Annotated in this window: 18 protein-coding genes; 16 read left to right on the forward strand and 2 right to left on the reverse strand. The window is 69.9% G+C overall.

The features are described from left to right. Positions 1-77 precede the first annotated feature (77 nt). Both ACIRRA_RS38845 and ACIRRA_RS38850 read right to left on the reverse strand, forming a co-directional pair. On the reverse strand, positions 78-1,088 hold the full coding sequence (locus ACIRRA_RS38845; protein WP_402779116.1) for a Gfo/Idh/MocA family oxidoreductase: 1,011 nt from the start codon (positions 1,086-1,088) through the stop codon (positions 78-80). 14 nt (positions 1,089-1,102) lie between these two features. Next, positions 1,103-2,107: a LacI family DNA-binding transcriptional regulator gene (locus ACIRRA_RS38850; RefSeq protein ID WP_402779118.1), complete on the reverse strand. Its 1,005-nt coding sequence runs from the start codon at positions 2,105-2,107 to the stop codon at positions 1,103-1,105. Between the two features lie 251 nt (positions 2,108-2,358). Between ACIRRA_RS38850 and ACIRRA_RS38855 the strand changes: the two genes are divergently transcribed. From ACIRRA_RS38855 to ACIRRA_RS38930, 16 genes are all read left to right on the forward strand, one after another. Beyond that, positions 2,359-3,291, forward strand: a complete 933-nt coding sequence (locus ACIRRA_RS38855) for a TIM barrel protein (protein WP_402779120.1) — start codon at positions 2,359-2,361, stop codon at positions 3,289-3,291. A gap of 16 nt (positions 3,292-3,307) precedes the next feature. Further along, complete coding sequence (locus ACIRRA_RS38860) at positions 3,308-4,306, forward strand: sugar ABC transporter substrate-binding protein (protein WP_402779123.1); 999 nt, start codon at positions 3,308-3,310, stop codon at positions 4,304-4,306. A gap of 19 nt (positions 4,307-4,325) precedes the next feature. Further along, positions 4,326-5,381 carry an ABC transporter permease gene (locus ACIRRA_RS38865; protein ID WP_402779126.1) on the forward strand — a complete coding sequence of 352 codons (1,056 nt, stop codon included), beginning with the start codon at positions 4,326-4,328 and terminating at the stop codon, positions 5,379-5,381. Beyond that, positions 5,378-6,187 (forward strand): ATP-binding cassette domain-containing protein, encoded by an 810-nt coding sequence (locus ACIRRA_RS38870; protein WP_402779129.1) that lies wholly within the window; start codon positions 5,378-5,380, stop codon positions 6,185-6,187. The genes ACIRRA_RS38865 and ACIRRA_RS38870 overlap by 4 nt, the downstream gene beginning before the upstream one ends. Further along, a complete protein-coding gene (gene iolC, locus ACIRRA_RS38875; protein ID WP_402779131.1) occupies positions 6,184-7,122 on the forward strand; it encodes a 5-dehydro-2-deoxygluconokinase in 939 nt (312 codons plus the stop codon). Before ACIRRA_RS38870 ends, iolC begins: the two co-directional genes overlap by 4 nt. Beyond that, the gene (locus ACIRRA_RS38880; protein ID WP_402779134.1) at positions 7,113-8,006 is read left to right on the forward strand and encodes an aldolase; all 894 of its coding nucleotides are present in this window, start codon (positions 7,113-7,115) and stop codon (positions 8,004-8,006) included. The genes iolC and ACIRRA_RS38880 overlap by 10 nt, the downstream gene beginning before the upstream one ends. Before the next feature lie 163 nt (positions 8,007-8,169). Next, positions 8,170-9,060 (forward strand): 5-deoxy-glucuronate isomerase, encoded by an 891-nt coding sequence (iolB, locus tag ACIRRA_RS38885; protein ID WP_402779137.1) that lies wholly within the window; start codon positions 8,170-8,172, stop codon positions 9,058-9,060. Further along, a complete protein-coding gene (gene iolD / locus ACIRRA_RS38890) occupies positions 9,057-10,922 on the forward strand; it encodes a 3D-(3,5/4)-trihydroxycyclohexane-1,2-dione acylhydrolase (decyclizing) (protein ID WP_402779140.1) in 1,866 nt (621 codons plus the stop codon). Before iolB ends, iolD begins: the two co-directional genes overlap by 4 nt. Positions 10,923-11,073: 151 nt before the next feature. Continuing rightward, positions 11,074-12,576: a hypothetical protein gene (locus tag ACIRRA_RS38895; protein ID WP_402779143.1), complete on the forward strand. Its 1,503-nt coding sequence runs from the start codon at positions 11,074-11,076 to the stop codon at positions 12,574-12,576. Positions 12,577-12,683: 107 nt separating this feature from the next. Continuing rightward, positions 12,684-13,835 (forward strand): serine hydrolase domain-containing protein, encoded by a 1,152-nt coding sequence (locus ACIRRA_RS38900; RefSeq protein WP_402779146.1) that lies wholly within the window; start codon positions 12,684-12,686, stop codon positions 13,833-13,835. Positions 13,836-14,526: 691 nt separating this feature from the next. Further along, the gene (locus tag ACIRRA_RS38905) at positions 14,527-16,482 is read left to right on the forward strand and encodes an MFS transporter (RefSeq protein ID WP_402779149.1); all 1,956 of its coding nucleotides are present in this window, start codon (positions 14,527-14,529) and stop codon (positions 16,480-16,482) included. A 44-nt stretch (positions 16,483-16,526) separates the two neighbouring features. Beyond that, positions 16,527-17,441: a winged helix-turn-helix transcriptional regulator gene (locus ACIRRA_RS38910; protein WP_402779151.1), complete on the forward strand. Its 915-nt coding sequence runs from the start codon at positions 16,527-16,529 to the stop codon at positions 17,439-17,441. Between the two features lie 69 nt (positions 17,442-17,510). Next, positions 17,511-18,971, forward strand: a complete 1,461-nt coding sequence (locus tag ACIRRA_RS38915; RefSeq protein WP_402779154.1) for a carotenoid oxygenase family protein — start codon at positions 17,511-17,513, stop codon at positions 18,969-18,971. 14 nt (positions 18,972-18,985) lie between these two features. Beyond that, entirely contained in the window at positions 18,986-20,191 is a 1,206-nt protein-coding gene (locus ACIRRA_RS38920; protein WP_402779157.1) for an LLM class flavin-dependent oxidoreductase, read from the forward strand. Continuing rightward, positions 20,184-21,368: an acetyl-CoA C-acyltransferase gene (locus tag ACIRRA_RS38925; RefSeq protein ID WP_402779160.1), complete on the forward strand. Its 1,185-nt coding sequence runs from the start codon at positions 20,184-20,186 to the stop codon at positions 21,366-21,368. Before ACIRRA_RS38920 ends, ACIRRA_RS38925 begins: the two co-directional genes overlap by 8 nt. Before the next feature lie 46 nt (positions 21,369-21,414). Beyond that, positions 21,415-23,139, forward strand: coding sequence for a class I adenylate-forming enzyme family protein (locus tag ACIRRA_RS38930; protein ID WP_402779163.1), 1,725 nt, complete (start codon positions 21,415-21,417; stop codon positions 23,137-23,139). Positions 23,140-23,155 lie beyond the last annotated feature (16 nt).

Raw genomic sequence — 23,155 nt, forward strand, 5'->3', positions numbered from 1 at the left:
TCGTCTCGGTGGTCCCGCTGTGATCACCGGGCACACCGAAGGGTAAACGCGGCGGCCGCGCTGCGATAGCCGAAGTTTCAGCGGCGGATGTCGGCCAGCCGCACCGGCTTGCCCTGATGCCGGGACAGCTCGCAGGCCTCGGCGATGTAGAAGGCCTCCAGGGCGTCGGCGGGCGGGCACGGATTGGCCAGCCGGCCGGTGATCACACCCAGGAAGGTGGCCAGCTCCTCGGCGTAGGCGGCGTGGAAGCGGTCCATGAAGCCCGGATAGGCGGGCAGGGCCGACGGCGCCTGGCCGGGTTCGACCGAGTGCAGCGGGGCGCGCTCGTCGAGCCCGACGATGGCATTGCCCTTGGAGCCCAGCACTTCCAGCCGCACGTCGTAGCCCGCGCCGTTGTAGCGGCTGAGCGCCACATTGGCCAGTGAGCCGTCGTCGAGACGCAGCACCACCGCGGCGGTGTCGACATCGTCCGCGTCGGCGAAGAACCGCTCCCCGCGATTGGATCCGGTGGCGTAGACCTCCACCACCTCGCGGCCGCTGACCCAACGGATGATGTCGAAATCGTGGACGCCGCAATCACGGAACAGCCCGCCCGAGCGCGGAATGTAGTCGGCGGGCGGTGGCGCGGGGTCGAGGGTGGTGGCGCGCAGGGTGTGGATCCAGCCCAGGTCCCCGGCGGCGACGGCGGCGCGCGCGGCCCGGTATCCGGCGTCGAAGCGGCGCTGGAAGCCGATCTGGACCGGGACGGTCGAGCGCTCCACGTGTTCGACCACCCGCAGCGTGCCCAGAATGTCGGCGGCGATGGGCTTTTCGCAGAAGACCGGGATGCCGCGGTCGACGGCGGCGGTGATGAGGGCCGGATGGGAGTCGGTGGCGGTGGTGATGACCAGGCCGTCGATACCGGCGGCGAAGAGCGCCTCGATATCGGGCGCGTACTCCACCTCGAGTTTGTCGGCGGTGGCGCGGGCGCGTTCGGCATCGGTGTCGGTGACGGCCACCGTACCCACGCCCGGCAGGGCCCTGAGGGTTTCGGCGTGGGAGGTGCCGATGCGGCCGGTGCCGGCGAGGCCCACTGTGATCGGGGACATGGCGATGGCTCCTGTCAGTCGCGGGGTGGGGCGGTGGTCGAGCGGATGACCAGTGAGGGTTCCAGGCGTTTGCGCACCGGATCGGTGCGGTCGGCGCGCAGTCGCTCGGTGAGGGCCTCCACGGCCAGCCGCCCGATGCGGGTGCGCGGCTGGTCGATGGTGGTGAGCGCGACGTGCCGCAGCGTCGCCAGCGAGGTGTTGTCGTAGCCGACGACCGAAACGTCCTCGGGCACACGCAGTCCCGCCTGTTCGAGCGCGGCCATCGCGCCCACGGCGTTGAAATCGTTGCCGCACACCAGTGCGGTGGGAAAAGCGCTGGGGGAGAAGATGTTCAGCAGGGTGCGGACGGCGGCCGCGCCCGCCTCGTCGGTGTGCTCGCTGGGAATCACCATGGGTTCGAGGTGGTAGCGAGTCATGGCGGTGGTGTAGCCCTTGCGCCGTGGCGGCGCCGCGAAGGCCGCGCCGCCGTCGAGGTGCACGATGCGCCGATGCCCCAGGGCGACAAGGTGATCCACGGCCAGTGCCGCGCCGAGCTCGCCGTCGTCGTTGACCGTGTCCACGGCCGGGCTGGTGGAGGTGCGCGAGACCAGGACGACCGGGCAGCTCGTCGCCGCGTCGCGAATGGCGGAGGCCGGCAGCACCGGGGAGAGCAGGATGACCCCGCCCGGGCGGAAGGCCAGCAGGCTCTCCAGCGCGGTCCGTTCCCGTGTCGCGCTGCGGCGGCCGGTATTGAGGATGAGCTCGAGCCCGGCCTGCCGTGCCGCCTCGTCCATGCCCTCGACGACATCGGCGAAGAAGGGATTGCGCAGGTCGGACACCATGACGCCGACGATATTGGAGGTCCGGCTGGCCAGCGACCGCGCCATGGCGTGCGGCTGGTAGCCGAGTTCGGCGGCAGCGGTGAGCACCGCGCGGCGGCGGTGCTCGCTGACCTTGGGGGAGTTGCGCATAACCAGCGAGACCAGCGCCCGGGAGACGCCGGCGCGGGCGGCGACGTCCTCCATGGTCGGTCTGGTCATGGTCGCCTCCCGTCGGTATCGATGTGTGTCGCACGCTACAGCGTCGCCGTGGGTGGAGGCAATGGAGCGCTCTAATCGGATATTCCGGACTCCGGTATCCGGCCTCATTTCGCCTGGAAGACAGCATTTTCCGCGTTGCTCAGTACTTTTCGGCACATGTCGGACCCTTGACACGAGAGTGAGCCACGTTACATTGTTGGAGCGCTCCAACGAGCCTCACCGATGGCCAACGACGGGTCTGGGAAGTGCTGATGACCGAACCGCTCCATCCGCTGCGTATCACCCCTCTGCGTATCACCCCCTTGCGTATCGCCGCCGCGCCGATCTCCTGGGGAGTCTGCGAGGTCCCCGGCTGGGGGCATGTCCTGGAACCGGACATCGTCCTGGCCGAGATGGCAGACCTCGGCATCACCGCCACCGAGTTCGGCCCGCCCGGCTACCTACCCGATGACCCCGTCGAGCTACGAAAGACCCTGAACACCTACGGTATTGCGCCGATCGGCGGCTTCCTCGCCCTGGCACTGCACCGCGAACCCGACCGGGCCGCGGCCGCCGCCCGCGCCGCGGCCGAGCGGTTCGCGGCCGCCGGCGCCGAGATCCTGGTGCTGGCCGCCGCCACCGGGCAGGACGGGTACGACACCCGGACACCTCTCGGCGATCGCGAATGGCGGACCCTCATCGACACCGCGGCCGCGGTCGGCGAGATCGCCGCCGCACAGGGACTGCGCGTCGCCCTGCACCCGCATGTGGGCACCCACGTCGAGACGGCCGCCGAGGTCGATCGCTTTCTCGCCGACTCCGAGCTGGACCTGTGTGTGGACACCGGGCACCTGCTCATCGGCGGCACCGACCCGGTCGATCTGGTCCGCCGTCACGCGGATCGCCTCGGGCACATCCACCTCAAGGATGTCCGCGCGGCCGTGGCCGCCGAAGTGCGCAGCGGGAGTATCGAATACAGCGAGGCCGTCCGGCAGGGGCTCTACGTTCCGCTGGGTACCGGAGATGTCGATATCGCGGCCCTGGTCCACGCGGCGTACGCCGGGGGATACCGGGGCTGGTACGTGATCGAGCAGGACACCGCATTGGGTCCCGGCGCTACCGCCGAGGGTCCGACGGATGATGCTCGGCAAAGTCTGAGACACCTGGCCGAGATCGGCGCTGGTCTCGCCTCGGCTCGGATTTAGTGGGGAGGTGACGACGATGATGTCCGCAATCTCCCGATCGCGCCGCCCCCGCTGGCTGCGCCTGTCGCCCTGGCTCGCAGCGGCGGCCGTGCTCGCCGCCTGCAGCGGCCCCGGTGCCGATGTCACCGGACCCGCCCAGGCCCCCGTCGCGGTGGGCACGCTGAAGTCGGTGGCGGTGGTGACCCACGGCTCGCCCGGTGACGCCTTCTGGAACGTGGTCAAGAACGGTGCGGAAGCCGCCGGGAAGGACCTCGGCGTCCGGGTCGAGTACAACTCCTCGGGCGATCCGACCCAGCAGGCCAAGCTCATCGACAATGCCGTGGCCCAGGGCGTGGACGGGCTGGTGGTGTCCATGGCCAATCCGGACGCGCTGAAGCCGTCGGTCGAGAAGGCCGTCGCCGCCGGGATTCCCGTGGTGACCATCAACTCCGGTGAGGCCGAGAGCGTCCAGTTCGGGGCCATCGGCCATGTCGGCCAGAGTGAGCGCCTGGCCGGTGAATCCGCCGGGAAGCGGCTGGCCGACGCCGGAAAACACAAGATGCTGTGCGTGATCCACGAGGCCGGGAATGTCGGTGCGAACGAACGCTGCGCCGGCGCGAGCCAGGGCTTCGGGACCGCGACCACGCTGCAGGTGGATATCAACAACCCGACCGATGGGCAGTCGCGCATCAAGGGCGCGCTGGAGGCCGATCGCTCCATCGACGCGGTGCTGACGCTGAATTCGCAGATCGCCGCCCGCGCGGTGGACGCGGTGCGGGAGTCCGCCTCGACGGCGACGGTGGCCACCTTCGACCTGAATTCCGATGTGGTGAGCGCGATCCGGGCTGGGACGCTGTTGTTCGCGGTGGATCAGCAGCAGTACGAGCAGGGCTATCTACCGGTGGTGATGCTGAAGCTCTACAAGTCGAACCTGAACACCGTGGGCGGCGGCCATCCGGTGCAGACCGGCCCGGCGTTCGTGGACAAGAGCAATGTCGATGCCGTCGCCGCGCTGGTCGGCCAGGGCACGCGGTGAACGGCCGGGAGACGATGAGATGACAACGACGACAACGACATCCGAGACCACGACGGCCGCGCCATCGCCGGATCGGCTGGCCATCCTCAACCGACTGGTGGCCCGCCCCGAGGTGGGCGCGCTGCTGGGCGCGGTGGCGGTCTTTGTGTTCTTCGGTCTGGTCACCACGAAATTCCTGAAGCCACTGGGCATTTCGACCTGGCTGGACGACGCCTCCACGCTCGGCATCATGGCGGTGGCGGTGGCCATGCTCATGATCGGCGGCGAATTCGACCTGTCCACCGGCGTGATGACCGCCTCCACCGCGCTGATCACCGGACTGCTGGCGGTGCACGCGGGCTGGAATGTGTGGCTCGCGCTGGTGGTTTCGCTGGCATTCGCGCTCACGGTGGGTGCGCTCAACGGGTGGGTGGTGATGCGCACCGGGTTGCCCAGCTTCATCGTCACACTGGGCACCTTTCTGGCATTGCAGGGTCTGAATCTCGGTGTGACGCGCTGGGCCACCGGCACCGTGCAGGTGTCGGGCGTGCGCGGCGCGGACGGATATCGGTCCGCCGGTTGGGTTTTCGCCTCCACCACCAAGATCGGCAATGCCAGCATCCAGGCGTCGGTGGTGTGGTGGATCGTGGTCGCCGCCATCGCGGCGATCGTGCTGGCGCGCACCCGGTTCGGCAACTGGATCTTCGCGGTCGGCGGTTCGCTGCCCACCGCCCGCGCGGTGGGCGTGCCGGCCACCCGCACCAAGATCCTGCTGTTCATGACCACCGCGTTCGCGGGCTGGATCGTGGGCGCGTGCAACCTCATGCGGTTCGCCAGCGTGCAGGCCAATCAGGGTGTGGGACTGGAATTCCAGTACATCATCGCCGCGGTGATCGGCGGCTGCCTGCTCACCGGCGGGTTCGGTTCGGTGGTGGGCGCGGCCATCGGGGCGCTCATCTTCGGCATGGCGCGGCAGGGCATCGTGCTGGCTGGGTGGAACAGCGACTGGTTCATGCTGTTCCTCGGCGTGCTGCTGTTCTCGGCCGTGCTGGTCAACAACGCATTCAAGAAGCGGGCGGAAAGGGTACGGCGATGACCGCGACGGACAACGACACCGGGACCGTGGTGCCGCTCATCGAAACGGCCGGCGTCGGAAAGAGTTACGGCGGCGTGGTGGCGCTGCGCGACGTGTCGACGGTGGTGAAAGCCGGTGAGGTCACCTGCGTGCTGGGCGACAACGGCGCGGGCAAATCGACGCTGATCAAGATCCTGGCGGGCGTGCACCAGCACGACACCGGGGAGCTGCGCATCGACGGGCAATCGATGCGGCTGTCCTCGCCGCGTGCGGCGCTGGACCTCGGCATCGCCACCGTCTACCAGGATCTGGCGGTGGTGCCGTTGATGAGCGTGTGGCGCAACTTCGTGCTCGGCTCGGAGCCCGTCAAGCGCTATGGCCCGCTCGAGCTGCTGGACCGCGGGCAGGCGCAGGATATCGCGCGAAAAGGTCTGGCGGACATGGGAATCGACATCCCCGATCTGGAGCAGCCGGTCGGCACGCTGTCCGGCGGTCAGCGTCAGTGTGTGGCCATCGCGCGGGCGGTGCACTACGGGGCCAAGGTGCTCATCCTCGACGAGCCGACCGCGGCCCTGGGCGTGAAGCAGGCCGGTGTGGTGCTGCGATATGTCGTGCAGGCGCGCGATCGCGGACTGGGCGTCGTGCTCATCACCCACAACCCGCATCACGCCTACCCGGTCGGCGACCGCTTCCTGCTCCTCAAACGGGGCGCCACGCTGGGCAGCTACGAGAAGTCCGCGATCGACCTCACCGAGTTGACCCGGCAGATGGCCGGCGGCGCGGAACTCGAGGCGTTGCAACACGAATTGGAGCGGGTGGTGTCGTGACCGAGCTGGAGGTGCTGACGATCGGCCGGGTCGGCGTCGACCTCTATCCCGAGCAGAGCGGGGTGCCGCTCGCCGAGGTGACGACCTTCGCCAAATTCCTCGGCGGCACGGCCACCAATGTGTCGGTGGCGGCGGCGCGGCTGGGTCGCCGCGCCGCGGTGCTCACCAAGGTGGGGCCGGACGGGTTCGGGGACTTCGTGCGCGACGCCCTCGAGGGGTTCGGGGTGTCGGCGCGGTATGTGGGGACGGCGGCGGGACTGCAGACGCCGGTGGTGTTCTGCGAACTGAAGCCGCCCGCGGACCCGCCGCTGCTGTTCTATCGCGCGCCCATCGCGCCGGACCTCACCCTCACCGCGGCCGAGATCCCCTGGGACGTGGTCGATTCCGTGCCGCTGCTGTGGGTGACCGGGACCGGGGTGAGCGCCGAACCCGGCCGCACCACCCAGCGGGCCATCCTGGAACGCCGGGCCCGACGCGGGCACACCGTGCTGGATCTGGACTACCGGCCCATGTTCTGGCCCGACGCGGCGACCGCGCGCGCCGAGATCGGCTGGATGGTCGATCACGTGAACGTGGTGGTGGGCAACCGGACCGAAGTGGAGGTGGCGGTCGGCACCGCCGATCCCGACGTGGCCGCGGACCGGTTGCTGGCCCGCGGGGTCCGGCTGGCCGTGGTCAAGCGCGGCGCGGAGGGCGTGCTGATCGCCACCGACTCCGAGCGCTGGACGGTGCCGCCCTGCCGGGTGGAGGTGCTGTGCGGGCTGGGCGCGGGCGACGGATTCGGGGGCGCGCTCATCCACGGGCTGCTGTCCGGCTGGGCTCCGCATCGCCTGGCCGCCTACGCCAATGCCGCCGGCGCGCTGGTGGCATCGCGGCTGGCCTGCGCCGACGCCATGCCGACCGATGCCGAGATCGAGGAGATGCTGTGCACCTGACCGATGCGCGGTGGTACGAACTGCTGCACACCCGTGCCACGGACCCCGAGGCCGTCCGGCGCGCCTACGCCGACCGGCGGCGACGCGCGAACCTGCTGTCGGACCGGGGAACCCTGTTCCTGGTGGCGGCCGACCACCCGGCCCGCGGCGCGCTGGGCGTCGGCGCCGACCGCACCGCCATGGCCGACCGCCGCACCCTGCTGGAACGGCTGCTCATCGCCCTGGCCAACCCCGCCGTCGACGGTGTGCTCGGCTCGCCCGACATCGTGGAGGAATTGCTGCTGCTGGACGCCGTGCACGAGAAGATCGTCATCGGCTCCATGAACCGCGGCGGGCTGGCGGGCGCCGACTGGGAGATCGACGATCGCTTCACCGGGTACGACGCCGAAGCGCTGGTGAAGTACCGCCTCGACGGCGGGAAAATGCTTCTGCGCCTGGTCGATTCGGATCCCGGCACCATCCCGACCCTGGAGGCCTGCGCCCGCGCGGTCTCCGAACTGGCCGAACACGGGCTCATGGCCATGGTGGAACCCCTGCCGTACGCCCGCGACGCCGACGGCGCGCTGACCATGCACAAGGACGCCGCCTCACTGCAGCGAGCGATTACCGTCGCCTCCGGCCTCGGGGTCACCTCCGCCTATACGTGGCTGAAAATACCTGCCCCCGACGATGTCTCGGTGCTCGACGCCACCACACTCCCCGTCGTCATTCTCGGCGGTGCGCCCTCCGGTGACCCGGAATCCGATCTCGCCTCCTGGGGTGCGGCCCTGCGCCACGATGTCGCGCGTGGCCTGGTGGTGGGCCGCAGCCTGCTCTACCCGCCCGACGGGAATGTCGCCGGCGCGGTCCAGGCCGCCGCGCAGGTACTGGAGGCGGCACGATGAGCTCACCGCACCCGCTCGGACATATTCGGCTCGCTGCCGGAACCCACTGGACCGCAGCGATTTCCGTCGCGACACCATGCCCGCCCCGGCACCGGCCCGACGTGAGCGGCGACATGGCGGGGGAACCTCGGATCGAATGGGCGGGCCGGAAAGGGGTGCGACGATGAAGGACCTGCATCGACCGGCCGGAACGCTGGCGGATTCGGGCGATCCCGTGCTGCTGACGCCGGAGGACGCGGGCTGGGCCTACGCCGGACTGCGGGTGCTGCGGCTGGCAGCGGGGGAGCGTCGGGTGGTGAGCACCGGAGACTTCGAAGCCTTTGTCCTGCCACTGGCCGGGGCGTGCACCGTGCGGGTGGACGGGCTGGTGTTCGAACTCGCCGGGCGGGATTCGGTTTTCACCCGCGTGACCGACTTCGCCTACGTGCCGCGCGACGCGGAGGTGGAGCTGACGACCGCGGGCGGGATCGAGGTGGCGTTGCCGATGGCGCGCTGCACGAACCGGCTGGACCCGAAATACGGTCCGGCCGAGCGGGTTCCGGTCGAGGTGCGCGGGGCGGGGCGGGCGACGCGGCAGGTCACCAACTTCGGGACGCCGGGCGCGTGGGCGCACGCCGACAAGCTGAACGCGTGCGAACTGCTCACACCCGACGGGAACTGGTCCTCGTACCCACCGCACAAGCATGACGAGGCCTCCGAGTGCGAGGTCGTCAACGAGGAGATCTACTACTTCCGCATCGCCGGGCGCGACGGAATCACCCCGGGGCCCCAGGGTTTCGGGATGCACCGCACCTACACCGCCGACGGATCGCTCGACGTGAACGTGGCGGTTCGGGACGGGGATGTGTTCCTGGTGCCGCACGGCTACCACGGTCCGTGCACGGCCGCGCCCGGGTACCCCATGTACTACCTGAACGTGCTGGCCGGGCCCGCGCCCGAGCGATCCATGGCCTTCTGCGACGACCCCGCGCACGCCTGGGTGCGGGCGGCTTGGGCGAGCCAGGCGGCGGATCCGCGGTGCCCGGTCACCTCCCACGAAGGACGGCTCGCATGAAGCTGACGACCGCGCAGGCCCTGGTGACCTGGCTTATCGCCCAGCGCTCGGAAACCCTCGAAGGCGACGAAGTGCCGCTGTTCCCCGCGGCTTTCGGCATCTTCGGGCACGGCAATGTGCTCGGCCTCGGGACCGCGCTGGCCGAGCATCGCGACGAGCTGCCGCTCTGGCGCGGGCACACCGAGGAGGGCATGGCGCTGGCGGCGGTCGGGCTGGCCAAGGCCACGCAGCGGCGGCAGGTCGGGATCGCCACCTCATCGATCGGGCCGGGTGCGCTGAACATGGTGACGGCCGCCGGTGTGGCACACGCGAATCGGCTGCCCGTGCTGCTGCTCCCGGGGGACACCTTCGTCAGTCGCGCGCCCGACCCGGTGCTGCAGCAGGTTGAGCACTTCGGCGACCCCACCGTCACCGTCAACGACGCGTTTCGTCCGGTGAGCCGTTATTTCGACCGGATCACCCGGCCCGAGCAACTGCTCGCGACACTGCCGCAGGCGGCGCGGATCCTCACCGACCCCGCCGAGGCCGGACCCGTGGTGCTGGCCCTGCCGCAGGACGTGCAGGCCGAGACCTACGACTTTCCCGATGCCCTGTTCGAGCCGGTCGTCCATCATGTCCCGCGCCCACGGCCGGATCGGCGCGGCATCACCGAGGCCGCCCGTGTTCTGCGCGCCGCGAAGCGTCCCCTGCTCGTCCTCGGGGGCGGTGTGCGGTACTCCGGTGCGGGCGGGCAGGCGCTGGAATTCGCTCAGCGCCACGGGATTCCGGTGACCGAGACGACGGCGGGCCGCACGCTGGTCCCGCACGACCACCCGCTGTACGCGGGACCGCTGGGCATCACCGGTGCGGCATCGGCGAATACGCTCGCCGCGGCGGCGGACGCGGTGCTGGCGGTAGGCACGCGCCTGCAGGACTTCACCACCGCGTCCTGGACCGTCTTCGCGCCGGAAGTCCGTCTGGTCCACATCAATACCGCACGCTTCGACGCCGTGAAGCACGGCGCGCTGGCCGTGGTCGGCGACGCCGACGCCACCCTGCGCGACCTGGAACCCGAACTGGTCGAGTGGCTCGCCGACCCGGACTGGACGGCACGGGCCGCGGCGGTCCGGGCGGACTGGGACGCGCATATCGACAAACTGCGCGCCCCGACGCCGGGGACGCCCAGCTATGCGCAGATCGTCGGCGCCGTGAACGATCTCAGCGGCGCCTCCGACTACGTCATGACCGCCTCCGGCGGTCTGCCCGGCGAACTGGTCGGCGGCTGGCGCGCGGCCGGCGGCGTACCGACCATGGATGTCGAGTACGGCTTCTCCTGCATGGGATACGAGCTCGCCGGAGCCTGGGGCGCGGCGCTGGCCCGGGCGCAATCCGGCGCCTCGGAACCGGAGGGCCTGGTCACCACCCTGCTCGGGGACGGCTCCTACCTGATGCTCAACTCCGAGCTCTTCTCCGCCGCCTTCGCCGGGCATCCGCTGGTCGCGGTGGTGTGCGACAACGACGGGTACGCGGTCATCGCGCGACTGCAGCAGGGACAGGGGGCCGAGCCCTTCAACAACTTCTACGCGGATTGCCGCACCAATCACGCCACCCCGCCCCGGGTCGACTTCGCCGCCCACGCGCGGGCATTGGGTTGCGCGGTGTTCACCGCGAGCGAACTCGGCGAGTTCCGCGACGCCTACGCGGGCGCTCGCGACGCCGCCCGCACCGGGCAGCGGCCCGCGGTCGTGGTGGTCCGCACCCGCCCGTCGACCTGGACCGAGGCCGGTGCCTGGTGGGAAGTTGGTGTGCCGCCGCATCTCTCGGGACGCGCGGAATACGACCGGGTGAAGCCCGGGCAGGTGCGGTACACGCATCCCGCATGATCGACGCCGCCACGCGCGGGTGATCGGAAGTCCGGGCATCCCGCCGGTTGGGCGACCCGCGCGCCGAATATATGGCAGACTCGGCGCAAACACGCGGACGGTCGCCGATCGGGAAGGCGCGTGCACGGGTTACGGGAGTTTGAAGGTCGCAATGGATCTCAGCGCCATCGAGCGCCAGGTGGCCGCGGATCGCGGGGCCGCGCGGGACCGGACGCCCGAAACCGAGCTGGCACTGGCCACCTCGCTGTGCGAGCTGGCCCGCGGGCTCATGGCCACCAAGAACGACCCGGCGCAGCGGGATCGGTCGGCGTCGGCCCTGGAGCCCGCGCAGGAAGCGGTGCTCATCCGGCTGCGCTGGCTCACCGCCGGGCATGTCACCGCGCCCTTCGCCGCCGAGGTGACCGAGGCGCTGCGGTTGTTCGAACAGGCCGCCCGCACCATCGGGCACCGGGAGCTGGCCACCTCCACCATCCGCAATGCCTGCCAGGCGTATCGGCATGTGGCGCAGAACTATCCGCTCGCGGCGGGCGCGTCCGCGGACGCGCTGTCCAAGTGCAGTGTGTGGCTGTGCCGGCTGGATCCCAAGGCCGCGGTGGCCGCGGGGGAGGACGCGGTGCGCATCCGCGCCGGGCTCTTCGCCGCCGATCCGGATCAGGCAAACCGCTACCTCGCCTCCTTGAACACCCTACTGCGCACCCTCATGGTGGGCCGCCAGCGCAAGCAGGCGCTGGCCATGTACCGCGAGTGCTACGCGGGCGTCACCACCCCGGCCATGACGCAGCGGCTGCGCGAAATCCGGGTCGAGGACATCGGATTCACCAGCAAGACCGTCACCGCCCTGCGCAAGCTGGAATGCGCCACACTCGAACGCGCGGGCTACCTGACCCAGCAGCAGATCCTCTATCAGACGGCCGGTGACCTGGCCACCATCGAGGAGATCAACTGGCAGCTGGCGCTGATCGGCCTCAAGCCGATCGCCGCGGGCGCGCTGCCGGACCAGCCGTCCAAGCCGGTGGAGATCAGCACCTCCTTCGGCGCGCTGAGCGTGCGCTGCTCCTCGCGCAATGCCGTCACCCTGGTGCGCGCGGCCATTCTCGCCGCCTACACCGCCGACGGCGCGCAGCCCGTGCCCAGCTCGGCCTATCTCGGCGTCGACGAAAAGCACTGGAGCACACCCGAACCCGAGCCCAACCGCGCGGAACGACTCGGCGAGGACGTGGTCCTGATCGAAAAGGTCTCCGAGCACTGGGTTTCGGTGAAGAGCCTGAACTGGGAGGTGGCTCCTGTGGGCCGCCACCCGCTGGCGCTGCGTCTGTCCCAGGAGTGGCCGGTCGTCAGCGTCACCACCACCGAGCAGATGTCCTACGAGCTGTGCTGGTACGAAGGCGGCGCCGCCACCCAGTACGCAGCGCTCGGCCTCCCCGCCGCCCAGACGCCGCTCGAAAAGCCGCTGGCCCCCTTGGATTTCAAGGCCCTGTCCGAGTATGGCGCGGACTACGCCTCCGAGACCCAGGTCCGCTCCGCCTTCGGCAATACGACCATGTTCACCAAGCTCACCTGCCTTCCCGGCAGTGGTATCCGCCAGGCCGCCGAGGCCGGGCCGCTCGCCTCGCACGGCTCCAACATTCTGTATTTCCGCAGCGCCGACGAGTAGTCGGCGAGCTGTTCGCTGCCCACCGGATATCTCCACGAGGTATCCGGTGCCGCCGCATGTCGCGCTGTGCACTGGTCTGCAAAATTAGAACGTGTTCTAATTCGGTCATGAGCGTTTTCGTGAAGGGTGAGGTCGATCCCGCCTTCCGGGCTGTGCGCGAGGTGTTCGAATCGAGCTTCGCCGACGGGCGGAACACGGGGGCGGCGGTCGCCGTGATCGTAGATGGACGGACGGTCGTCGATCTGTGGGGTGGGGTGGCGGACACGCGGGCGAACCGGCCCTGGGAGTGGGACACCCGCGTGGTGACCTTCTCCTGCACCAAGGCCCTCACCGCGACGGCCGCCCTCGCTGTGGCCCACGACCAGGGAGTCGGCTGGGACGAACCGGTGACGACCTGGTGGCCGGAATACGGTGCGGCGGGCAAGGAATCGACGACGCTCGCCGACCTGCTGGCCCACCGCGCGGGACTGCCGGCTTTCGACCGCCCGGTCCCGGTCGAGGAGGCGGCGGATCCGGCGGCCATGGCCGCGCTGCTGGCGGCACAGGAGCCGATCTGGTCGCCCGGCGCCGAACACGGCTACCACGCGCTGACCTTCGGGTGGCTGGTCGGCGAATTCGTCCGCAGGCACACGGAATCCACGGTTGGCGACTACGTGCGCCGCCACTTCGGTGAGGATCTGTGGATCGGCGCGCCACCGCACATCGCGCGGCAGGCCGCGCGCACCGCCTTCCCATCCGCCCGGGAGATGGCCTGGACCGACCCCGGCCCGATCGACGCGGACACGGTCACCAGGATGGCCGATGCCTACCGCGACCCCGGCTCACTCGCGATGCGCGCCTCCACGAATCCCGTTGGCTCGTACAACAAGCCGGAGGTCCTGGCGGGTGGCTGGCCCGCCTCCGGCCTGGTCACCACCGCCCGCGCGCTGGCCCGCTTCTACAGTGACCTGGTGAGTGGCGCCCTGCTGCCCATGGCCGTGCTGCGCGACGCGGTGTGTGAACAGGTGCGGGGTCCCGACTCGGTGTTGTTGCTGGAGAGCGCCTTCGGGCTCGGATACATGCTCCCGTGCGAGAACTTGATTCTCCCCGAGCCCGCCCGCTCCTCGGTCTTCGGCCACCCGGGCGCTGGCGGCGCACTCGGCCTCGGCGACCTCGACAACCGTGTCGCCATCGCCTTCACCCCGAACCTGCGCCGCGACTGGCTCTCCGGCGATCGCCGCGGCCACGACCTGGTCGCCGCCACCTACAGCGTGCTGTAACCAGGGCAGATGCCGGATGGCCTGAGCCATCCGCCAGGACGGCTATGTGGGCGCGATCAGCGAATCCGCCGAAGTCATCGGGAAATAACGGCGGCGCTGAGTTCCCGGGCGCGTCTCCAGCGCGCCGGTGCCGCGGCTGAGTACTGGACGGCGAGGCATGCGAGCAATGCGACACCCAGCGTGAATTCCGCCGAGGTCTCCCGCCTCCGCTCCACCCTGCTCGCCATCATCGGCGGCGCCGGCTCCTCCTACGCCACCGGCCCCCATCAATCCACAGCCGTCATGACACCCGACCAACCCCTCCCCATGAGGCCAATCCGCCCTCGAAACCCCTGTGCCCTCGCCAATTTCAGTCGTTGTCACCATCGTCCGCCACACCACCTCCGATCAGCACGCTGACGTTCGGCAACTTCTGTGCAGCCCTCGTGTCGCTCCTGGGCCGGGTGAGCCGCCCGGCGCGTAAATTCTTGCCACCGACCCGCGGGATCATCGAGCCGATAGTGGTCGCACTCCATGCGGTCCCCTGGGCGGCGGACCCCACGCGGCTCGACACGCGCGGGAACGCGGATTTCGGTAACAGTGATTCAAGTCACTCATGACCGCTACCCTGTTTTCACCCGGCTGTTCGCGCTGCGTCGCGAAGGGCATTTCGGCCTGCGCGAAACGCCGTGGAGAGAAAGGCGTCTCGATAATGAGTACCACTCCGATCGCTGTCCCTCCGGCCGCGCCAGGATCTGCGCCGCCGACCCTGCTCACCGGCCTCTGGCAGCGCAAACTGCCGCATTATCCGGACACGCCCGCGCGTGCCTGGTATCTGTTCGTCGTGGTGATCACCTCGATCTCGCTGTACTACCAGCAGATCGTGGCGGGTTCGGTGGGCAATCAGCTCATCGCCTATTTCCATCTGACATTCCGGTACTTTGTCGGCATCTTCATCGTGGGCGCGGCGTTCGGCGCGGTGGCCTCGGTGGTGACCGGCCTGCTGGATCGGTGGGGGCGCGCCAATATCGTCGCCTACGGGATGGTGATCTGTTCGCTGCTCACCCTGTTCGCGGTGCCGGCCTGCACCACCAAAGAGCAGTATCTGATCACCTACAGCCTGGTCAGCATTGTGGAGGGCGCGGTGCTGGTCGCGACTCCAGCACTGGTACGCGACTTCTCGCCGCAGCTGGACCGCGCCTCGGCCATGGGATTCTGGACGCTCGGCCCGGTGCTGGGCGCGCTGGTCACCACCGAGGTGGCCAACCACACCCTGGACGCGCATCCTGACTGGCAGTACGCCTACCGGCTGTGCGGCGCGATCAGCGTGGTGATCGCGCTGCTCGCGCTGGTGGCACTGCGGGAGCTCAATCCCGCGCTGCGCGATCAGATCATGGTGTCGCTGCGCGACCGCGCGCTGATCGAGGCGCGGGCCCGCGGCCTCGACGTGAGCAAGCTGGAACGGCATCAGTGGCGGCAGATGATGCACTTCGACATCGTGGGTTCGGCCTTCGCGATCTCGGTGTTCCTGGCGTTCTTCTACACCATCATCTCGTTCCTCGCGGTGTACATGGCGACCAACTTCGGCTTCACGTCGGCGCAGGCCAACGGGCTCGGCAACTGGTACTGGATCGCGAGCGCGATCACCCTGGTGACTACCGGCGTCGTGTCCGACCGGCTGAAGGTGCGCAAACCGTTCATGATCTTCGGTTCGGTCGTCAGCATCGTGGGCATCTACACCTTCATGGGTTACACCGACAAGGCCGGCACCGACTACTACACGTTCGCGGCGGTCCTGACGCTGATCGCCATGGGCAGCGGCATCGTCTACGCCACGTGGATGGCCGGTTTCACCGAGACCGTGGAGAAACGCAATCCAGCGGCCACGGCGGTGGGGCTGGCGGTGTGGGGCGGCCTCCTGCGCACGGTCGTCACCCTGGTGCTCTTCGGCCTGTTGGTGGTGGTCACCGCCGCGGGCACGCTGGTGAACTACGGCCCACGGCTGCAAACGATTTCGACCAAGTACCGCGACGAGATCGCGACCATCCAGACGGTCGGCGAGGACACGCTGACGGCGCTCGGCAAGAATCCGAATGATCAAGCCGCACAGGTGAACGCACTGGTCAAGCTGACCGGGGCCTCGGCCTCGGATGTGCAGACGGCACTGTCGGTGAACGCCAAGTACCCGGACGAACTGGCCACCTTGCAGGCGATCGATCCGCAGGTGCTGGTCAAACTGATGTTGAACCCCAACGATCAAGCGACCGCGGCAACCGCGGTCGGGCAGGTCGCGCGGAAGTTCAATATCCCGCCGGACCAGGCCACCGCCCGGATCGCGGCCGCCCAGAAGGTTCCGCTCGATCAGCTGGCCGTGGTCTCGCAGGTCGGCCCGCAACTCGCAGTCGCGAGCGCGCAGCTCAAAGCGGTGGGCGCCATACCGGCCGACGATCTTGCATACCTGTCCGCGCACGGCAAGGACGTCCAGCAGGCCAAGGCGGATTCGGCCAAGCAGTGGAAGCGCTGGTGGCTGATCTGCCTGATCGCGCAGGTGGTGTTCCTGCCATTCGTGTTCTTCATGTCCGGGCATTGGAGCCCGAAGAAGGCGGCCCAGGACACGGCCGAGCATGACGCGGCCGTGCAGCGTGAGCTGGCGACCTTGAGCGAGTAGGACGCTGACCGCGTTGACAGCGAAAGTTCAGTACAGTTATTGAAGTGACGAATCCGGTAGCCGCGACGTTCGATCTGCTCGGTGATCGCCTGACGCTGACGATCCTGCGGCACGCCTTCGTCGACCACGCGCGCCGGTTCACCCAGTGGGCCGACCGCACCGCAGCGCCGCCCGCCGTGCTCACCGCCCGGCTGGCGGCGCTCGTCGATGCGGGGGTGCTGGTGCGCGCGCCGCGGCCGGGCTCGGCCGATCGCTACGAATACCGGCTCACCGACCTGGGGCTGGCGACCTGGGAGATCCTGGTCTGCGTCTGGTCCTGGCAGCGGGAGTGGACGGCCGAGTGGGCGCTGCTGCCGGAGCTGACCCACACCGGGTGCGGGCATCGCGGCCCGCCGGTCGTCATGTGCCGGGGCTGCGGCCGCGACGTCACCGCCCACGACGCCGAGGTGGAACTGGATCGGGATGCGCTGTGGCGCCTCACGTCCGGCCGCCGGCGCTCGGCGCGGGCGACCGCGCTCACCCGCGGCGACGCGCGTTTCGACGAGATCATGGAGGCCATCGGCGACCGGTGGAGCGCGGCCGTCACCGGGCTGGCCCTGGCCGGGGCGCGGCGATTCTCGGATTTCCGTGCGGCACTGGGTATCTCGCCGACCACGCTCACCGAACGGCTGGCGCGGCTGGTGGACGCGGGCATCTTGCAGCGGCCCGAGCCGGACGGGCGCGACTATCGGCTGACCCCGCGCGGGCGGGCGCTGTTCGGGGTCTTCGCCTTCCTGCTGGCCTGGTCCCGGCGTGCACATCCGGAGACCCCGGATCCGGGTCTGAGCCTCCGGCACAAGGAATGCGGCGCGGTATTGGTCCCCGCGCTGCGCTGCCGGGGCTGCGCGGCCGTGCTCGGCCGACGGGACGTGCGCTTCGAGCCGTCGGCCACACGCCCGGCCCTTGACAGCCCTCGGTGAGACGCGTATCACTTCACTAACTGTAGTGAATCTCGCCGGGTGTCGACTCCCGGTCGCTGGAGGCTTCGCATGCCGCTCAACGAAGAACTCATCGCGCCCGCCGCCGAGGCGCTCACCAACCCGTATCTGGAAGGCCCGTACGCGCCCTGTGCGCAGGAGACCACGGCCACGAATCTGACTGTGCTGCACGGGGAACTGCCGGTCGACCTCGATGGCGTCTACGTCCGCAACGGCCCCAATCCGCAGTTCGCCCCGATCGGCCGCTACCACTGGTTCGACGGCGATGGCATGCTGCACGCGGTCCACTTCGAGAACGGCCGGGCCACCTACCGCAACCGCTTCATCCGCACCGGCGAGTTCGATGCCGAGCACGCGGCGGGAATCGCGCTGTGGCGCGGCGTGATCGAGCCCTGGGACCACAATCCGCCCGGTGATCGCCGCGAACGCAATGCGGCCAATACCGATGTCGTCTACCACCACGGCAATCTGCTGGCCCTGTGGTATCGGGCGGGCAAGCCCTACGCGCTCGACCCGGTCAGCCTCGAGACCCGCGGCGTCGACACCTTCCACGGCACCCTGCGCGGCGAGGTGTCGGCGCACGCCAAGGTGGACGAGCACACCGAGGAACTGCTGTTCTTCGACTACGGCATCCATTCGCCGTATCTGCGCTACGGGGTGGCCGACCCGGGCGGCACGGTCACCCATTTCACCGGGCTGGAACTACCCGGCCCGCGTCTGCCGCACGACATGGCGATCACCGAGAACCATTCGATCCTCATGGATCTGCCGCTCTACAACGATCCGCGCGCGGCCGCGGCCGGCCGCTTCAAGATCTTCTTCGACCGCACGCTGCCCAGCCGGTTCGCGGTGCTGCCGCGGTATGGCGAAGGGGCGCAGGCGAAGTGGTTCGAGGCCGAATCCGGCTACATCTATCACACTGTCAATTCGTGGGAGGAGGGCGAGGAAATCGTCCTGGTGGTCTGCCGGGTCTCCGAACCGAGCCCGGTGTCCGACCGCGCTCACCCCCTGGCCCAGCTGCTGGCCTATCTCCGGCCGGAAGCCACGCTGCACAGATACCGCTTCAACCTCCGCACCGGCGCCACCACCGAGGAGGTCATGGACGACGTCAACACCGAGTTCCCTGCCATCGATCAGGGCCGCACCGGCCGCGCGAGCCGCTACTCGTATCAGATGCGGCTGTCGGTCGACCGCACCATGATCTTCGATGCCGTCATCAAGTACGACATCCGCACGGGCGCGAAACACACCGCGCCCTTCGGCGACGGCATCTTCGGCAGCGAACTCACCGTGGTCCCGCGCCCCGGCGGCGCCGCCGAGGACGACGCCTGGCTCACCATGTTCGCCCACAACAACCACACCGGTCTCGGCGAGGTGTGGATCTACGACGCCGCCGACCTCACCTCGGGCCCCGTGTGCCGCCTCGGCCTGCCGGTCCGTGTCCCGCTCGGCTTCCACGCCACCTGGGTCAGTGGGGACCGCATGCGCGCCGCCGCCCGCCCGCTCTCCTGAAAAAGGTTGTCCGCGTGCCCCTTCCGCATCTGAGCGTCACCCTTCCGTACTGGCAGAACCGCGAACCCCTGGACGCCCTGCTGGTGGCCGAGGCCGCCGGCAAGCTGGGCCTCCACCGTCTCTGGATCGGCGAGATGGCGACCTTCGACGCCTTCGCCCTGGCCACCGCCATCGGCCGCGCCCCGGGCCGGATCCCGCTGTGCCTCGGCCCGCTCGCCGTCGGCGTCCGCAGCCCCGCGACCATCGCCATGGGGACGGCCACCGTCGCCACTCTCACCGGCCGCCCGGTCGACGTCGCCCTGGGCACCTCCAGCACGGTGGTGGTCAGCGACTGGCACGGCCGCCGAAGGCACCGCACCGCACGGCATCTGGAGGAGACGACCCGCATCGTACGGGCCCTGCTGGCCGGGGAGAAGGTCGAATACGACGGCATGATCGAACGCATGCGAGGGTTCCGCCTCCGCCTGCCCGCACTGCGCCCGGCCCTGGCCCGCAGCGTGTACGGACCGGATGCGTCCGCCGAGATCGGTTGGCCCAGTACGGGATCGGAGCACGGCCGGGCGTCCTCGAACGGCCATGGTCGCGAACATCGGTCGCGGTTCCCCGCCGACCGGACTACCGGCGGCGAGATCATCGTCGCGGCCTTCGGCGAGCGGGCGCTCGAGGTCGCCGCGCGCTGCGCCGATCGGGTGGTGCTGAATCTGGTGACACCGGCCCAGGTCGCCCGATGTGTCACCGCGATAGGCGAATTCGCCGCGCGGGCCGGGCGGGCGGCACCGCCGGTCTCCGTGTGGGTGATCGCGGCCGCGGATCCCGACCCGGACATGTACACGACCGTCCGGCAGGGTGTGGTCGGATACCTGCGCGCCCCCGGGTATGACGCCATGTTCACCGAGGCCGGATTCGGAGACGTGGTCCGGCTGGCGCACAGCGGAGCCCACCCGCGTGAGGTACTGGCGGCCATCCCCGACGAATTGCCCGCGGCCGTCGGCATGTTCGGAGATGCGCGAACATTGGCGGCCCGCCTGGGCGAGTACGGGGATGCGGGAGCCGACGAGGTGGTCATCGTTCCGGTGACGACGGCCGACGACCCGGCCGGATATCGGACCCTCGACGCGCTCACCGGGATCTGTACGGGTTCGGGCCCCGGAGTACCGGACACTGGCGAGGAAGAGTCCGACCCGGACTCGGCACAACAGCGGAGGCATATCGATGAGTGAGGCGTTCGTCTATGACGCGGTGCGGTTGCCGCGAGGGCGGGTGCGCAAGGGCGGGGGCACCTTGGCGGAGGTACCGCCATACGAGTTGTTCGGGCAGTTGCTGGCGGCGCTGGAGGAGCGGGGATGTCCGCCGGCGGCGGTCGACGACGTGCTGGTCGGGGTGAGTACCGCGGTGGGGGAGCAGGGTGCGAATGTGGCCCGGGCCGCGGTGTTGTGGGCGGGCTGGCCGGATTCCGTGCCGGGGGCGGTGGTTTCGCGACTCTGCTGTTCCGGTTTGGACGCGGTGGAGGGCGCGGCGGCGCGGGTGGCGGCCGGGTTCGCGGATGTGATCGTCGCGGGCGGGGTGGAGTCGATGTCGCGGGTGCCGATGCTGGCGGATCGGCCCGCCATCGCCGGGGACGCCGATCTGGGGGAGCGGACCGGGTTCGTCACCATCGGGGTGTCGGCGGATCTCACTGCGGCCGAGTACGGCATCACCCGGCCGGAACTGGACGCCTTCGCGGTGCGGTCGCATCGAAAGGCCGGCAGCGCAGCCACATCGGCGTCGGTGATCCCGGCACGCAAGGGCGGCACCGTGCTCCTCGCCGCCGACGAGGGCGCGCGGCCGGACGCGTGTGCGTCGGCCTTCGCCGCGCTGCCCACCCTGTTCGGAGCCGATCCGTCCTGGGAACGGGTGGCCCGGCGGACGCCGCAGGCGCGGCGTCCCGTCGCTGGGCTGCACACCATTGCCACCGCGCCGCAGCTGGCCGACGGGGCTTCGGCTCTGCTGCTGGGCAATCGGCGCGCCGAGCACATGCTCGGGCGGCCACCGGTGGCGCAGATCGTGGGCACGGCCCAGACGGCCGTCCGCTCACCGCTGCTGACCGCTCCGACCAGCGCGGCCCGGGTGGCCCTGCAACGGGCGGGCATCTCGCCCGCGCAGCTGGACGTGATCGAGGTGAACGAATCCTTCGCCGTCACACCGCTGGTGCTCATGCGTGAGCTCGGAGTGGACGCGTCCCGGGTGAATCCGTCCGGCGGTGCCGTGGCGGTCGGTCATCCGCTCGGCGCGACCGGGGGGATCCTCATCGCCCAGGCGCTGGACGAGCTGCGCCGTCGCGACGGCGAGCACGCGCTGGTCGCCATTCCCGCCGCGCTCGGGCTCGGCTCGGCCGTGGTGCTGCGTCGTATGACCTGACCCGCGGCGCGCCGTCACCGGACCAACTCATCACCAGGGAACTCCGATGGTCGAAATCTCCTCCTCCGCAACGACGTCCTCCGCCCGCCCGGTACACGTCTGCCATCCGGCGGATACGGTGCGCACCTATCTGGAGCGCGGCTGGTGGCAGCCCGAGACGATTCCCGACGTCTTCCGCCACCGCGTCACCGAGGCCCCCGACGCGCCCGCCATCACCGACCCGGCCAACCTGGCCGACCTGACCGGCGCGCACGCCCGCACCCTCACCTGGCGCGAACTCGACGATCACGTCACCGATATCGCGGCGGTCCTGCTGGACAACGGGATTCGCCAGGGCTCCACCGTCGCGATCCAACTGCCCAATTCGATCGCCCTGACCGCCGCATACCTCGCCCTGTGGCGGCTGGGCGCGGTGGCCACGCCGATGCCCGCGTCCTTCCGGCGGCACGAGCTGTCGGGCATTGTCGCTGCGACCGATGCCGAGGCCGTCATTACCGTTGGGGCGCTGGGAGATCGGGCACTCGCGGCGGAGGCACTGACCGTCATCGGCGGGCAGGGCGCCGTCCTCACCTTCGGGCCGGGAGTCCCGGAGCAGGCGATCGCCCTCGACGGCCCGGTCGGCGCAGCTGCTCGCACGCGCGTGCGCGACTACACCCGTACGCTCCACGTCACCGTCAACGATCGCATCACCATCTGCTGGACCAGCGGCACCGAGGCCGCGCCCAAGGGCATCCCGCGCTGCCACGGCGACTGGCTCGCCGTGGCGGGCGGCGTCCAGGACGGGCTCGGCATGACACCGGATTCGGTGGTGCTCAACCCCTTTCCCATGGTGAACATGGCCGGATTCGCGGGCTCGTTCCTGCCGTGGCTGCTGGCGGGCGGGCATCTGGTCCAGCATCACCCGCTGGATCTGCCCGTGTTCTTCCGGCAGCTCGCCGAGCACCGGGTCACCCACACGAGCATGCCGCCCGCCCTGCTCACCATGCTGCTGCAGAACGATGCCCTGCGCGCCCGGGCCGACCTGTCCTCGCTGCGCACGGTCGGCTCGGGCGGTGCGCCGCTGCCGCCGCCGGTGGTGCGGCGCTGGCAGGAGGAACTGGGTATCCAGGTGATCAACTTCTTCGGATCCAATGAGGGAGTGAGCCTGCTGGGCGCACCCGCCGACCTACCGGATCCCACCCTGCGCGCCCAGCATCTGCCGTATTACGGTGCGGCCGGGGTGCGCTGGTCCACCAGACTGGCGGAACGGACGGCGGTGAAACTGGTCGACGTCACCACCGGGGCGACGGTCACCGAGATCGGCGGGCGCGGCGAACTGCGCCTGCGCGGCCCGGCCGTCTTCGCCGGCTACCTCCCCGGCACCGCTACCGCCGAGCCCTTCGACGACGAGGGATACCTGTGCAGCGGTGACGTTTTCGAACGGTGCGGCGACGGCGGCCGGTATCTGCGCTTCGTCGACCGCGTGAAGGAGATCATCATCCGCGGCGGCATGAACATTGCGCCCGCCGAGATCGAGGGCCTGCTCATCGGCCATCCCGCGATCGCGGATGTCGCCGTCGTCGGCTATCCCGACGCGGTGCTCGGCGAAAGATGCTGTGCCGTGGTCGTTCCCGTGCCCGGCGCCTCCGTGACCCTCACCGACCTGGTCGAGCATCTGCGGGCCCGCGAGGTGGCCTCGTTCAAACTGCCCGAGCGCCTGGAGCTCACCGACACGCTCCCGCGCAATCCGGTCGGCAAACTGCTGCGCCGGGAACTACGCGCCCGGCTCTGACCACTCTTCGATCGCA

The sequence above is a fragment of the Nocardia sp. NPDC101769 genome, from assembly GCF_044766925.1.
In the GTDB taxonomy this organism is placed as follows: Bacteria; Actinomycetota; Actinomycetes; order Mycobacteriales; family Mycobacteriaceae; genus Nocardia.